Annotated in this window: 18 protein-coding genes; 5 read left to right on the plus strand and 13 right to left on the minus strand. The window is 31.3% G+C overall.

Annotation, left to right across the window (positions count from 1 at the left end; genetic code table 11):
* Nucleotides 1-81 precede the first annotated feature (81 nt).
* The 3 genes from EOV51_RS03065 to EOV51_RS03075 form a co-directional block, all read right to left on the minus strand.
* Complete coding sequence (locus EOV51_RS03065; protein ID WP_128149741.1) at nt 82-543, minus strand: PepSY-like domain-containing protein; 462 nt, start codon at nt 541-543, stop codon at nt 82-84.
* Nucleotides 544-715: 172 nt separating this feature from the next.
* A complete protein-coding gene (locus EOV51_RS03070; protein ID WP_128149743.1) occupies nt 716-1042 on the minus strand; it encodes an iron-sulfur cluster assembly protein in 327 nt (108 codons plus the stop codon).
* A gap of 10 nt (nt 1043-1052) precedes the next feature.
* Nucleotides 1053-1466 carry a BrxA/BrxB family bacilliredoxin gene (locus tag EOV51_RS03075; protein WP_128149745.1) on the minus strand — a complete coding sequence of 138 codons (414 nt, stop codon included), beginning with the start codon at nt 1464-1466 and terminating at the stop codon, nt 1053-1055.
* A 160-nt stretch (nt 1467-1626) separates the two neighbouring features.
* On the opposite strand from EOV51_RS03075, the gene rnpA reads away from it, so the two are divergent.
* On the plus strand, nt 1627-1998 hold the full coding sequence (rnpA, locus tag EOV51_RS03080) for a ribonuclease P protein component (RefSeq protein ID WP_128149747.1): 372 nt from the start codon (nt 1627-1629) through the stop codon (nt 1996-1998).
* Between the two features lie 10 nt (nt 1999-2008).
* Here the strand turns inward: rnpA and EOV51_RS03085 are convergent, their stop codons facing one another.
* The 9 genes from EOV51_RS03085 to EOV51_RS03125 all read right to left on the minus strand — a co-directional run bounded on the left by EOV51_RS03085 (nt 2009) and on the right by EOV51_RS03125 (nt 10402).
* On the minus strand, nt 2009-2200 hold the full coding sequence (locus tag EOV51_RS03085; RefSeq protein WP_128149749.1) for a hypothetical protein: 192 nt from the start codon (nt 2198-2200) through the stop codon (nt 2009-2011).
* 45 nt (nt 2201-2245) lie between these two features.
* Entirely contained in the window at nt 2246-2836 is a 591-nt protein-coding gene (locus tag EOV51_RS03090; RefSeq protein WP_128149751.1) for a MarC family protein, read from the minus strand.
* 89 nt (nt 2837-2925) lie between these two features.
* Nucleotides 2926-4725: a BatD family protein gene (locus tag EOV51_RS03095; protein WP_128149753.1), complete on the minus strand. Its 1800-nt coding sequence runs from the start codon at nt 4723-4725 to the stop codon at nt 2926-2928.
* Complete coding sequence (locus EOV51_RS03100; protein ID WP_128149755.1) at nt 4725-5537, minus strand: tetratricopeptide repeat protein; 813 nt, start codon at nt 5535-5537, stop codon at nt 4725-4727. The genes EOV51_RS03095 and EOV51_RS03100 overlap by 1 nt, the downstream gene beginning before the upstream one ends.
* A gap of 19 nt (nt 5538-5556) precedes the next feature.
* Entirely contained in the window at nt 5557-6570 is a 1014-nt protein-coding gene (locus tag EOV51_RS03105) for a VWA domain-containing protein (protein WP_128149757.1), read from the minus strand.
* 8 nt (nt 6571-6578) lie between these two features.
* Nucleotides 6579-7580, minus strand: a complete 1002-nt coding sequence (locus EOV51_RS03110) for a VWA domain-containing protein (protein WP_128149759.1) — start codon at nt 7578-7580, stop codon at nt 6579-6581.
* Nucleotides 7570-8502, minus strand: a complete 933-nt coding sequence (locus tag EOV51_RS03115; RefSeq protein WP_128149761.1) for a BatD family protein — start codon at nt 8500-8502, stop codon at nt 7570-7572. Before EOV51_RS03115 ends, EOV51_RS03110 begins: the two co-directional genes overlap by 11 nt.
* The gene (locus EOV51_RS03120; RefSeq protein WP_128149763.1) at nt 8499-9371 is read right to left on the minus strand and encodes a DUF58 domain-containing protein; all 873 of its coding nucleotides are present in this window, start codon (nt 9369-9371) and stop codon (nt 8499-8501) included. The genes EOV51_RS03115 and EOV51_RS03120 overlap by 4 nt, the downstream gene beginning before the upstream one ends.
* Nucleotides 9372-9397: 26 nt before the next feature.
* Nucleotides 9398-10402 carry an AAA family ATPase gene (locus tag EOV51_RS03125; protein WP_128149765.1) on the minus strand — a complete coding sequence of 335 codons (1005 nt, stop codon included), beginning with the start codon at nt 10400-10402 and terminating at the stop codon, nt 9398-9400.
* A gap of 206 nt (nt 10403-10608) precedes the next feature.
* On the opposite strand from EOV51_RS03125, the gene lipA reads away from it, so the two are divergent.
* The 4 genes from lipA (at nt 10609) to EOV51_RS03145 (ending at nt 13550) form a co-directional block, all read left to right on the plus strand.
* Complete coding sequence (gene lipA, locus EOV51_RS03130) at nt 10609-11466, plus strand: lipoyl synthase (RefSeq protein ID WP_181951006.1); 858 nt, start codon at nt 10609-10611, stop codon at nt 11464-11466.
* A gap of 103 nt (nt 11467-11569) precedes the next feature.
* Nucleotides 11570-12241 (plus strand): TIGR02117 family protein, encoded by a 672-nt coding sequence (locus EOV51_RS03135; RefSeq protein ID WP_128149769.1) that lies wholly within the window; start codon nt 11570-11572, stop codon nt 12239-12241.
* An 18-nt stretch (nt 12242-12259) separates the two neighbouring features.
* Complete coding sequence (gene yiaA / locus EOV51_RS03140; protein WP_128149771.1) at nt 12260-12685, plus strand: inner membrane protein YiaA; 426 nt, start codon at nt 12260-12262, stop codon at nt 12683-12685.
* Nucleotides 12686-13001: 316 nt separating this feature from the next.
* A complete protein-coding gene (locus tag EOV51_RS03145; protein ID WP_128149773.1) occupies nt 13002-13550 on the plus strand; it encodes a YcxB family protein in 549 nt (182 codons plus the stop codon).
* Nucleotides 13551-13642: 92 nt separating this feature from the next.
* Here EOV51_RS03145 and EOV51_RS03150 read toward each other — a convergent pair whose 3' ends face one another.
* A complete protein-coding gene (locus tag EOV51_RS03150) occupies nt 13643-14857 on the minus strand; it encodes a TCR/Tet family MFS transporter (RefSeq protein WP_128149775.1) in 1215 nt (404 codons plus the stop codon).
* Nucleotides 14858-15140 lie beyond the last annotated feature (283 nt).

The raw sequence follows: 15140 nt of genomic DNA on the forward strand, positions 1-15140 counted from the left end.
TATGTGTCAAAAATAAAAATAGCTCTTAAATTTTAAGAGCTATTTTACCAGTATACTTAATTATTATCATGAACGCTTAACCTACTGCTTCATAACATTACCTTTTGTATCAAAGTATATATTTCTGTGCCGTATGTTCCCATAATGATTATTAAATACAATACCTACGTCATAGGTAGTAACTCCACGCTCCACTTTCTTTTTAGTTCCAAGAATGGTTGCATTAGGATAGTTAGTTTTAATATAATCCTTTGCAAATGAAGGAGTATCTTTTATATGTAATTCTTCTTTAGAAGAGATAAGCTTGCCATTAGACTCTAATTCTAATTCAACTTCTCTACCCTCTACTTCAAATTCTACTTTGTAATAATAAAAAGTATTGTCTTTATCTTTATATTTCCATTCTTTATCTACAGCGTTAGGATAATTTTTAGTTACGTAATCCTTTACTGCTTTTGGAACCTGACTTTCATCGATGTCTTTAGCTAACAAAACTAAAGAAAACATCAAAAAGCTTAATAAGCTAAATACTATTTTTTTCATAACTCTACGATTTTAAATTTTTCTTATTATAATGACAAAATTAATATTCAATTCTGAAGCTATTCTGTAGCGAATAATGCATCTTAAAAAATTTACTTTTAAATTTAATATAATAAAAAAAGGCAAGTTAAATTTACTTGCCCTATATTAAAACTTTTAAATTAGTAATTGTTTATAGCAACCCTAACTCAAATTTAGCTTCTTCACTCATCATGTCTTTATCCCATGTAGGTTCAAAGGTTATTTTAACCTCTGCTTTAGTAATTTCATCAATTGATTCAATTTTTTCTTCAACCTCTAATGGCAAAGTTTCTGCAACCGGACAATTGGGAGTTGTTAAAGTCATTAAAATCTCAGCTTTACCCTCCGTACTTATTTGTACATCATAAATTAAGCCTAACTCATAAATATCAACAGGAATTTCCGGGTCGTAAACAGTTTTTAACTTTTCAACTATTTTTTCTGCTAATGCCTGTATTTGTTCTTCTGTTAGAGACATAATGTATTAATTAACAATATTCTTCAAAAGCGTGTTGTAAATTCTCAGCTATCATTTCAGCAGAATGTCCTTCAATATGGTGTCTTTCTAAAAAATGAACAAGTTCACCATCTTTAAACAGTGCTATAGATGGGGAAGAAGGAGGAAACGGAACTAAATGCTCTCTAGCTGTTTTAACAGCATCTACATCAAACCCTGCAAAAGTAGTAACTAGATGATCCGGTTTTTTTCCAGAGCCTTCTACAGATAATACTACACCTGGACGTGCAGCACCAGCGGCGCATCCACAAACAGAATTAATGATTAGCAAAGTGGTTCCTGATTGTTTTAATGCGTTTGAAACTTTTTCTGCTGTATTTAAGTCTTCAAATCCTTTATTTGTTAATTGTGCCTTCATCGGCAATACCATTTCTTCTGGGTACATAATCTCCTATTGTTTTATATATTTATACAAAAATAATTATTGTTTGTCATTCATACAAATACTCTATATCTTTGACAAACTATAATGCTTTACTTAAGCTCAAAAATAATACTGATAATTATTTTTTTAATCAATATTCGTTATAGTATTATTAGTTTTTATGAATCAGAAATATACGAAAAACGAACATTTAAAAGGTGAAAAACAAATAAAATATTTATTTGAAAAAGGTTTATGGGCAAGCAAATTTCCACTTAAAATAATTTACACACCACAATTGCAACCAGATAACCTTCATAAAGCCGGTGTTTCCGTTTCAAAAAGAAATTTCAAACATTCCGTTGATCGAAACTATATTAAAAGACTTTTAAGGGAGTGTTACAGGTTAAATAAAAATAAAATATATACTCTTTTCCCTCAGGCTCATTTGTTAATGATCATATATACGGGAAAGGATAAACCTACGTTTAAAGAATTAGAAAAAAATTACATTAAACTCTTAGAAAAAATCAGCTCTCTTAATAAAAACTAATGAATCTATTTTATTTTTTAGATAATACCCTCAATTGTTTAATAATAAATACTACTAGAATTCCTAAAACAGCTACTAATCCGGAATATAAAAATTTATCATTTGGCTCATGGGTCAAATTTAACTTATAGTTAATAAGACTTGCATTAAAAACCACAACGGCTAAAAAAACTATAAGGGCTATATTTAGAAAATTTTTCATTTTACTCATTTTTACAAATATAAGAAAGTTTTATAATCCATAATTTTAATTAATCGTTCCAATTAATGAAGCAATGTTTGCTGTAAAAAGCTTTATCGATATCGCTAATAATATAACACCAAATATTTTTTTCATTACAGAAATAATTCCGGGCCCAAGTATTTGTTCCAATTTTCCGCTATATTTCAAAACTAAATAAACGACTAACATATTTAAGATAATCGCAAGAATTATATTTTCTGTGTGATATTCTGCCTTTAAAGCTAGTACAGCTGTAAGGGAACCTGCTCCGGCAATTAAAGGAAATGCAAGAGGGACAATAGATGCAGATTGTGGCTCATCCATTTTATTAATCTCAATTCCAAGTATCATTTCCAATGCGATTACAAAAAGAACGAAAGCTCCAGCTACTGCAAAGGAATAAACATCTATTCCGATTATTTTGAGTAATTTTTCGCCAATAAATAAGAATCCTATAAGAATACCACAGGCTACCAAAGACGTTTTTCTGGCTTGCAGGTATCCTATCTTCCCTTTAATTGTCACGATTATAGGTATGCTTCCTATTATATCTATAATAGCAAATAACACCATAAAGCAACTTACAATTTCTTTAATAGAAATGTTTGATAGCATTTTTTAATATTTATTCAACAAAGTTAATTAAATTTGAAAAAATAATAAAAATACGAATTAACCACTTTTATTAACTCACAAAAACAAATCTAATTTAATTTTTTTATTAAGTCTTCAATTTTCAGATAAACGGAAAGTAACGAATCCTGATCTGTTAAATTTGAGTATTGTTCAATCTGGGATTTCAATAATAAATTTTTACATTCTTCTGCAAACTCATCTCCAAATTTATTGATTAACTTTTCTTCAATATCTACAGAAGTAATAAATTGTTGTTGTTCAATACCTAAATTCTGGTAAATTGCAGCCTGTATTATTGATTCTGCTAAAGAATAAAATGCTTTTTTATCATCGCCTTTCTCTGCTATTTTTTTTAACTGAAATAACTCGGCTTCAAAATTTTTCTTATCTGAAGGAGGTGGTGATAATTTGTTAATTTTATGAACTGAAGTTTTATCTATTTCATTTACAGTATTCACATTTTTTTTAATCCTTTTTTTCTTTTTATATAAAATAAAAAACAAAAATCCACTTAAGAATACTACTCCTGCAACAATCAATAGAACAGCACTTTTTTCGGTTTTTACCGGTTTCCCTTCCAAAACTTCAGAAATAGTTTCTTTAACATGTAAATCAGGAATATACGATTTTAATTTGTCAGAGTCTCTGGATTTAATATTTGTTTCAATACTATCAGATTTCACATTTTTAAGAGTATCTTCTCTGACTTTAAAAACTACTGGTTCTGCTGAAATAGTTTTAAATTGCTCATCCTTCGGATCAAAAAAAGTGAATGGTTTTACTTTAATTGAGAAACTCCCGCTCTTTTGAGGTACAAGAACTGTCGACATGACTATTTTCCCTACAACACCATCGGTTCCTGGTAAAGTTTCCATTTTATTCTTTGGACTATACTGCTCTATATTTTTAGGAATTATCAATTCTGGAGATTTCAATAATCCTATATTTCCTTTACCGGTAATTTCAACCGTAACGGTGGCTGCTTCAGATAAGTTTAAACTTTCTTTATTAGAATGTGCCTTTATTTTATAATTTCCTACAACTCCGTAAAATCCCTCCGGAGCATTGTCCGGTATTTTCTTAACCTGAAGTGTCACCGGAGCTGATTTTATATAAATTTCCTGTTCATCGAAAAAACCTTCTGCAACAGTTAAAGTCAAAGTAAATGGATATATGGTTAATGTTCCCGGTTTTGATGGAAAAATCACATAGGAACCTATAACTCTTGACAGATAAGCCTCACCATTAATAATTTCCTGTTCATAAGTGTTATTTCTTTCTTTGATAGGCTGTACAAATAATCCCTGAAAATTAGGAGGTGATAAATTACTCAAACTGTTAATCAAATCGACTTTTTTTGTATAAAATTTCAGCTTACCTGTAATACCTTCATTCTGGAAAGGATTTCGATCTGAAACTTTAAAGGCGAGAAAAGCATCTCCCATGCCCAACATATTAATTCGATCTTCCTGAATATCTGTTCGCTCTTCTTGTACCGAAATACTTAACGGTTTTGATGTATAAGTCTTTCCATTAACTGTTACAGATGCTGCTCCGATTTTTATACTTCCCGGTTTAATTGCTCTTAAAGTGATTTCTTCACCATAAAGAAGTATCATTTCATCATTTTCGTACCCTTGTTTTTGAATCACATTTCTGGCTACAACCTGGGAATTGGAAAAATTAGGCAGCTTAATAGTAGAGACAGAGTTAGCAGACGATTTACTTTTAATACTTAATATAAACTGAACGTGAATAGGTTCGTTAAGTATTACCTCTTTTTTTTGAGGAACAGCTTGAAACGTTACCTGAGCTCCCAGCCAGTATATTCCAAAAAAAATATTACAAAATAATAAAAATCCCTTCATTACCAATCTTTTCCTCTAGAATCCCCTGACGGAGGAATTCTTTTATTAATTATTTTTTGCTGAGCCCTTCTTTCTTGTTCTTTCATTGCTCCCAAAATACCTTCGTAATACTGCTCTTGCATTGAACCTGAAACATTCTCTTGTTCTCTGGAGTTAGAATTTTTAATTCCTTCGCGCCCTTCCTGGTTTCCTACTCCCTGACCCGACTGATTATCTCCCTGCCCTCCTGACTGACCTTGTTGACCTTCTTTATTTTCTTGTGGGGATTGTGATTTTTTATCTTCAGAATTATCAGGATTTTGATCCTTTTCCCCATCTTTATTTTCATTCTGATTATTAGAATCAGAATTATTATTTTTTTGTTGCTGTTTTTCCTGTTCTTTTAATTTCTCTTTTGTCACAGCATAATTATATCTTGCTTTATCGTCCCTGGGGTTAAGTTTCAATGCTTTTTTGAATGATTCTGCTGCTTTTTTATAATCCTTCTTTTTAAAATATCCATTTCCTGCATTGAAATAAGCCTGAGACTTTTCCAATTTTCCGGATGCAAATTTAATTGATTTTTCAAATTGAGATATAGCATCAGAGTATTTTTTCTGCCGATACATGGCATTTCCTAAATTAAAATTAGATTTGTAGGAATCGCCTCCTTCCTGAATGGCTCTAAGGTAGTTTGCAGCAGCTTCATCATATGACTGCACAACATAATTTTTATTCCCTTCAATTAAATATTTCCTTGCCTTACCCTGAGAAAACAAGATGTAAGGAAACAATAAAAAGATAAAACCTGCTATATTTATTCTCAGATACATTTTAACAAATTTACAAAGTTTATACGTTAAAATCTCGCTTATAGTTTGTTAAAGAAATAATAATTAACAGTAGTAATGCTATTCCTATAAAAAACTGAAAGTATTGCTTTGAATCATATGTATAGCTAAGAGACTGCTCTTTTTTACCCAGTTTTGACATTTCATCAAATATTTCTTTCGTAATTTGTTCTGATGGTCCTCCTCCGTAAAAGTAAGCGCCTTTTGTCTCAAAAGCTAAATTTTTTAATGACGTATCTACTAATCGGGTTAATACAACATTTCCTTCTTCATCTTTTTTATAACTGGTATACCCACCACCATCCTGTACTGGAATAGGAGCTCCCTGTGGTGTCCCGATTCCAACAGAAAAAATAGTTATATCATTTTTATTCGCTGTATTTACTGCTTTATTTACTTCTCCTTTATGAGTTTCACCATCTGAAACCAAGATTATTGCTTTTGATGTATTGGCTATATTGGAAAGCATATTTGAAGCTTCCAGTACCGCATCTGCTATATTGGTTCCCTGAGCCGAAATTAAATTAGTATCAACTCCACTCAAATATAATTCCGCTGCACCGTAATCGTTAGATAATGGCATTACAGAATATGCCTGACCTGCAAAAATTACGATTCCGACCCTGTCTCCTCCCAATTTGGTTATTAAATCGCTGACAATTTTTTTTGCTTTTTCCATTCTTGAAGGAATTACATCTTCCGCATTCATAGAATTAGAAACATCTATGACAAATACCATATCTATACCTTCTCTTTTTACCTGTTTTTTTTCCATTCCTCCCAGCCAGTTAACCAGACCAAGTACTATCATAAAAAAGGAAATAATTACCAATATATTATCTCGTATAAAAGCAGAAAAATTAATGTTTCCAAAAATACGTTTTTGCATTTCCGAATCAGCAAATTTATTTACAGCTGATTTTTTCCACTTGTATAGGTATAAAACTCTCCATATAAGAAAGGGTAGCAATAAAAGCAGGTATAAATAGGATGTTTTTTCTAGTTCCCAGTTCATAATTTCAACTAATTAATACTTCTGATAACAAAACCTCTTAACATAAGTTCCAGCAATAAAAGGATAAGAGCTGGAAGAAGAAACATTCTGTACTTTTCCGTATAATTATAATACTTTAGATTATTAATGTCCGATTTTTCCAATTGGTTAATATTGTCGTAAATATCTTGTAAACTTTGAGTATTGGTAGCTCTGAAATATTCTCCTCCTGTTTTTTTAGCAATTTCTTTCAATAATTCTTCGTCTATTTCAACTCTCTGCTTTTCAAAATATATTTTCCCTGTAAATGCATCAATGGATGTAGGAAATAAAGCCCAGCCATTCGTTCCGATACCTATTGTATAAACCTTAATACCATTTTTTGCGGCAATATCCGCTGCTGTAGCAGGCTCAACAAAACCATCATTATTAACTCCATCAGTCATTAAAATAACTACTTTAGACTTGGCCTTACTATCTTTTAAATGATTCACAGCAGTCGCCAACCCAACTCCTATTGCTGTTCCCCCGTCGAGTGTCTGGGTTTTGAGATCTTCTAACTGTTGTTTAAGTATATTTCTATCAATAGTTAAAGGTACTAACGTTAATGCTTCTCCTGAGTATGCAATGAGTCCAATACGATCAATAGGTCTTTCCATGACAAACTTTACTGCCACTCCTTTTAGTGCTGTTAGCCGATCCGGATCCAGATCTTTGGCCAGCATACTTAAGGAAACATCTACAGTAAGCATTATATCTATTCCTTTTTCATTTTCTAAAGTTTGAGCTACATCAACTACCCTGGGCCTGGATATAGCTAAAATTAATAATATCAAGACTACTATTCTTAACCAATAAACTACAGGCCTGATAGTTCCCAACCAACTGCTATGAGTGCTTAATGCTGAAAGATTAGGTATAGCAATAGATTTGGGCTTTACTTTCTTTTTATATTTTAAAAACAGTAATATAGGTATTAGTATGAGCAGAACTAAAAACCACGGATTAGCAAATTCCAGATTAGTATTCATCAGGTTGTCTGTAATTTAAAAATTCTGTTTTAGTTTCGTTGACAAATTTTTTCGCCATTTCTGTGTGAACTTTAGTTTCTGCTATAGTAGGTCGTGACTTTGCAAATTTAGCTAAATCTGCAGATTGAAATATTGTCGATAAATCTCTAGCTTCTTCTTCATCAACGTATTTATTTTCTTTTAAATAAACTAATAAGTCGTCTGACAATAATTTTGTAGCGGGAAACTTCCATCTGGCTTCCATATATTCTTTTAGTATCAAAATCATTTCAGAATAATATTTCTTACTTAATCCCTTGATTAGATATCCTGACTTTTCTAATTTTAATAGTTTCTTTATGGCTATTTTATCCGGATTGGCGTCTTTGAAGTTTCCGGATTTTTTCTTTTTCCTTTCCAAATAGTATAAAACAGCTAAAATTACAGCAACTAAAAGTATAGTCACTCCCATGACCATATATACCCAGTATTGTTCGAAATAGTCTTTAAATGTCTTTGGTTCTGAAATTATAGGATATATATCGTAAAGAGGTTGCTTTATAGTATCAATCTCCATTGAATCAACGGTAATATTATATTCAGGTGTACTGTATTCTCTTGAGTTAACCAGCACTGGCAAAGATGGTACTGTAAAGGTTCCTATTTCATACGCTGAAAACGTAATGCTGTCAGTATATATGTAATGATTAGCATCATTAATTAATGTATCTTTTTTATCTTCAATTAATTCTAAATGGTAAGTCAGGGTACCTTTAATAAAGGGAAAAATAACCTTATCCCTACCAGAAGCTTTAACTTCGATTTTCAATATTATAGGTTCTCCATATTTAATTTTATTAGTTGAAATATGAGTATTTATATTCTGAGAATAAATATAGAAGTTTACTAATATTGATAAGACTATGGAAATTTTTAATTTCATATTTTATGATGTCCTTTAAAATAATTAAATAAAACTTTACTATAGTCTGAGTCTACAGGTATGTTTAAGAATCCAGAACCATTTTTCATAAACCCATTTTCTGTAAGTGAAGCCAATTGCTGATAGTATTTTGAATAACGCTCTCTTATTGATGATGAGGATGTATCTATCCAGCGTGTTTTTCCTGATTCCAAATCTTTAAGAAGAGCCAGACCTATATCCGGAAAAATTTTTTCAAGTTCATCATAAACTCTGATTCCTGTTACATCATGTTTTTTGGAAACAACATTTAAGTTTCTTTCAAAATTTGGAACATCAAAATCTGATATCAGGAAAACTGCAGATTTTCTCTTTATTGTTTTTAATAAAAAATCTATACCAACATTTAAATTTGCCGGAACTTCTCGTGGTTGTGTTTCTAGGATAGTTTTTATAATCCTAACTACATGCGAATTACCTTTAGCTGGAGGTATAAAAACGTCAATTTTATCTGAAAATAAAACTACTCCTACTTTATCGTTATTTTTTATTGCTGAAAAAGCAAGAGTTGCACTAATTTCTGCAACGGTTTCATTTTTAAATTGTTTATGAGTTCCAAAGTTCATTGAAGCACTTATATCTATAAGAATCATAGATATCATTTCCCTTTCTTCTTCAAATATCTTTATATAAGGTTCATTAAATCTGGCTGTTTTATTCCAATCAATTTTCCTTACATCATCTCCAAACTGGTATTGTCTGACTTCTGAAAAAGTCATTCCAATTCCTTTAAAGGAACTATGATACTCACCTAAAAACAGAGAATTTACTTTTCTCTTAGATTTCAGCTCGATCCTCTTTATCTTCTTTAATAATTCTTCTGTTGTCAAATTAACTATCTTTTTATCTATCTTTTTTAAGGCGCAACAATCGACTTAAGAATCTGATCTACTATATCTTCTGATGTTATATTTTCAGCTTCTGCTTCATAAGTTACACCAATACGATGGCGAAGAACATCTTTAGCAACTGATTTTACATCTTCCGGGATAACAAATCCTCTTTGATTCAAAAAAGCGTGCGCCTTTGCTGCCAAAGCCATGCTAATACTTCCTCTTGGGGATGATCCGAATAACATATAAGGTTTTAACTGTGACAAATTATATTTTTCCGGAAATCGGGTTGCAAAAACAATATCGAGAATATAGTTTTCTATTTTCTCATCCATATATATTTCTTTTACCAGTTTACGTGCTTCAAATATTTTATCCAGACTCAATATTTCTTTAACCTGGTGTTTTTGTTGTGACATGTTTTGTCTTAGTATGGTTCTTTCCTGTTCAAACTCTGGATAAGTAACCACACATTTAAGCATAAAACGGTCTATCTGAGCTTCTGGAAGTGGATAAGTCCCCTCCTGATCTATCGGATTTTGAGTTGCCAGCACCAAAAACGGCTCTTTAAGTTTAAAGGTTTCATCTCCTATGGTAACCTGCTTTTCCTGCATTGCTTCCAATAATGCCGATTGTACTTTTGCCGGAGAACGATTGATTTCATCTGCCAGAATGAAGTTAGCAAAAATAGGACCTTTTTTTACTGAAAAATCATTATCTTTTATATTATATATAAGCGTTCCCACAACGTCTGCAGGAAGTAAATCGGGAGTAAACTGTATCCGGGAAAAGTCTCCATCCAAAGCTTCCGCTAAAGTTTTTATTGCCAGAGTTTTAGCCAAACCAGGCACTCCTTCTAAAAGAACGTGCCCATTACTTAATAAACCTATAAGCAATCTGTTAATCATATAATGCTGACCAACAATGACCTGATTAATTTCTTTAACCAACAGTGTAAAGTCCTGACTTTTTTCCTGAACTTTTTCAATTAAAACTTTAATATCTTCTGATGCTGATGTATAATCCATTCCTAATTTTACTATTAACTTAAAACAAATTTCTATATTTTGGATGAAATGATGTATTAATAATTAGTTAAAATTTATACCAAAAATTGTGCAGTCTTTGTCTCCCATACTAAATTGATTAAATTAACTAATCAACTATTTTTATAATCCATATGACTGGTATACCAATAAAAGTTAGTAGTTTTGTAAGATTAGTATCAATATTTATGGAGACTACAGCTGGTTCAAAACCAAAATGGATTCGGGTTAAACTTCCTACAGGAAAAAATTATAAAGAGCTTAGGGGGCTAGTAGATAAATACAAATTAAATACAATCTGCCAAAGCGGTAGTTGCCCTAATATGGGAGAATGCTGGGGAGAGGGTACTGCTACTTTTATGATTCTTGGTAATGTTTGCACCAGGAGCTGTGGATTTTGTGGTGTTAAAACCGGAAGACCTGCAGAGATAGATTGGGAGGAGCCTGAAAAAGTGGCTCGCTCCATTAAATTGATGAAAATCAAGCACGCCGTACTTACTTCTGTAGATAGAGATGATATAAAAGACATGGGTTCTATAATTTGGGCAGAAACTATAAAAGCGGTTAGAAGAATAAGCCCTGGCACTACAATGGAAACCCTAATCCCTGATTTTCAAGGCATTGAAAAACATATAGATCGATTAATAGATGCAGCTCCTGAAGTAATTTCCCACAATATGGAAACGGTCAGACGTTTAACACGAGAAGTTCGTATTCAGGCAAAATATGACAGAAGCCTTGAAGTTTTGAGATACATGAAGGAAAAGGGACAAAGACGTACTAAAACAGGCATTATGCTAGGTTTAGGAGAAAAACCCTCTGAAGTTTATGAATCAATTAAAGAAATTCATGACGCCAATGTTGATGTGATAACCATCGGTCAATATTTACAACCAAGTAAAAAGCATCTGCCTGTCAAAGAATACATATCATTAGAACAATTTAAAGATTATGAAGATTTTGCTAAAAATTTAGGTAATTTCCGTCATATAGAGAGTAGTCCTTTGGTAAGATCATCCTATCATGCAGAAAGACATGTGAATTAGTCATTGTTGCATAAAATTTTACAGGTTTGTTAACTTATGAAATCATATAGATATAATTTATATGTTTTTTTCCGTTTAGACACTAACTACTATTTAAATAATATTGAAAAAAATTTTTAAAATCATCGTATATACACTAAGTATTGCAATAGGAGCCATTGTTTTATATTTTTTATCTGCTATTATCTTATCCAGAATTCCTGTTCAAGGAGATAAAAACAACCTTACAGAAATACCTATATATATTTCTACTAATGGTATGCATACAGACTTTGTATTTCCAATAAAAACTGAAGAAATTGACTGGAGCAATGAAATAAAATTTGCTGACATCAAAAGTAAAGACAGTCTTCAAAAATACATTGCCATCGGATGGGGTGATAAGGGGTTCTTTTTGGATGTTCCGGATTGGGATCATGTTAAATTTTCAATTGCATTTAAAGCTGCTTTCGGATTGAGTACTACTGCAATTCATACGACTTATTTAAAAAAAGTTACAGAAGATAATCAATGTAAAAAAATTATGATTTCAAAAACGCAGTATAAAAAACTAGTTGAGTATATCCAGAAGGATTTTAAGCGAGATTCTAATGGAGATATAATACATATTAAGACCGATAAAACCTATGGCGCAACGGATTCTTTTTATCAAGCTAAAGGCTCCTACAATTTTTTATTTACCTGTAATACCTGGGCTAATTCCGGACTTAAATATGCCGGAATGAAAGCTTGTCTATGGACTCCTTTCCAACAAGGGATCTTTAATTTTTATTAAATTATCAATTTTTAACATATGGAAAAAAAACAAACATCAATAGCTTTTGCCGGAGCTTCTTGGGTTATTTTAATCGTAGGTGTCGGAGGTTATTTAATAGGGCTTTGGAGAGCAGAAATGGAGTTAAATGAAAAAGGATATTATCTCTTAATTTTACTTTATGGATTATTTTCTGGTGTATCAATTCAAAAATCAGTGAGGGACAGATTAGAAGGCATTCCAGTAACTGATCTCTATTATGGATTAAGCTGGGCTTCGCTACTTGCATCCGTTGCTTTACTCACAATCGGACTTATTAATGCCGATTTGCTTCCAAGCGAAAAAGGATTTTATGCATTTGGATTTATTCTTGCTTTATTTGGCGCTATCTGTGTTCAAAAAAATACACGAGATGCTGAATTTGAAAACAAGAAGATTTTTAGTCCTCAAACTAATGAAGAATAAGAAAACTGTTTCGCATAATTTTTTTTATAATTTATGCGAAACAGTTTTTATTGAGATATTTACCTGCTTTAATATTTTAAATTATTTATGAAAAACGAAACTCGTTTCGACATTATAGAGGAGATGAAATTAGCAAGACTTGAGCATCATCAGGACATAAAAAAACAACTCAATAAAAAGCTTAAGATTCAATTTAAACTACAAATTTTATATCGAATCTTTTAACTTTGTAGGTATATAATATTTTAGAACCACTAAAGATAGAGCTTAAACAGAAATTCCCATTACCTTTGCATGTCCAATAAACAATACCATTATGAAAATAGATTATACTATTGATGAAAACGACTTTTTAATTTACCAACTCTTCACTGCCTCAAAATCTCCAAAAATTACCAAAACAAGAAAAATGTCTAAGTTTAGACTTCCTATATTTTTAATTATAATAGGAGTTCTATTTTATTTCTTAACCCAAATTTGGTATTACTTAATTTTTTGCTCTATTTTCGGACTTTTCTGGCTTCTTTTATTCCCTAAATGGGAAAAAAATTATTATAAAAAATACTTTCAGATATATATACAAGAAAACTTCAGCAACATATTTGGTAAAACTATAACATTAGAGCTTACTAATGATTTTCTCTTTTCTAAGGAAAAAGGATATGAAAATAAAATAATGACTTCCGAACTGAAAGAAATCACAGAAATTCCTTCTTTAATTTTAATTAAATTAAGTAATGGCCAATCTCTTATAATTCCTAAAAATCAAATACCTGATATTAAACTCTTAAAATCACACTTGCAGGAACTTGCTTCTTATATTAATATTGATTATATCGTGAATGATAAATGGAAATGGAGATAGAAGTAAGTCAACTCTGTATATTTTAACAAATAATTTTTTATAAGATAAAACCACTATAGGATGATAAGCACAGCCATCCAGTAATAGTCTATTTACCCCTTCTTTAAAGTACGTATTGCCAAAATCAATCCTATTAAAACTAAAAATGCAGCAAAGGCAAAAGGCATCCCAGGAAAATATAACCCTCCAGACCTATCTGAAAACCAAGCAAATAACATAGTCATTATCGGCGGGCTAATGACTGCTGTAATACTTATTAAAGAACTCATACCCCCTTGTAACTCACCTTGTGAATCTTCTGGTACCTGATTGGTTACAATTCCTTGTAAAGCAGGCGAAGAAATTCCTCCTAAAGCATAAAATACACTGAAAAAATAAAGCATCCATCCTTGAGTTGCCATTGAAAATAAAACCAATACGATACATTCGATTATTAATCCGACATATACGGAACGCCGATCCCCTAATCTAGGCTGAATAAACTTCACTAAAACTCCCTGAACGAGAGCTAACATCAACCCCATAAAACCTATAGAATATCCAATTTGCTCTTCGCTCCAACCAAATTTTTCAATAGTGTAATACATCCATACACTTTCCATAGAATGACCAGCTGTATAAATAAAAGTATATGCCAGCAAAAGACCTGAAATAACTGGAAATTTTTTAAGTTGTATAAATGTTCCAATAGGATTAGCTCTATTCCAGTCAAAAGCACGTCGTTTGTCTTTACTTAAAGACTCTGGCAATACAAAGTATCCATATAAAAGATTTATAAAAGACAGGGCCGCAGCTACTAAGAAAGGTATATGAATTCCGTATTTCACCAACACCCCCCCTAAAACAGGTCCAATAATAAACCCTAAACCAAAAGCGGCATTAAGCAAACCAAAATTTCTTGAACGCTTTTCTGACGGTGTTATATCTGCAACGTATGCTGAGGCTACTCCATATCCTCCTCCTGTAAAACCTCCTATAATGCGACCTATAAACAACCAAAACATAGTAGGTGCGTACGCCATAAAAATACTGTTGATACCTAATGTGAAAAGCGAAATTAATAATATAGGCCTTCTCCCATATCTGTCACTTAAATTACCCCAAAATGGTGCAGACAGGAACTGCATTAGTGCAAAGACAAATATTAATGCTCCTCCATATTCTGCAGCAACCGTAATATCCCCTCCTACCATATTTGAAATAAGTTGAGGGAGAATTGGCAAAATAATTCCGAATCCCATTACATCCACTAATACTGTAATAAAAATAAAACCTAATGCTGCGTTTTGATTTTTAGAATGGCTCATAAAATGATAATGTCAACGTGTGAATATTAAAACTTAATCTGCAAATATACGTTCATATATTTCTTATAATTAGTAATCTTAACCTTATTACCAAATAAATTTTATAATTATTGTTCTCAGATTAATATTTAATGGATATTTAAATTAATTAGTATTTAATCAATTAATTATTCAATGTATACATTTTTAAATACAAATAAATCGATTAAATATAAAAAAAAGGTCTAAACATTAAATTTTTAATTAAATATAAAATATACAATATGCAAAATTTATTTTTAAT

This window comes from Apibacter raozihei, from assembly GCF_004014855.1.
GTDB lineage: Bacteria > Bacteroidota > Bacteroidia > Flavobacteriales > Weeksellaceae > Apibacter > Apibacter raozihei.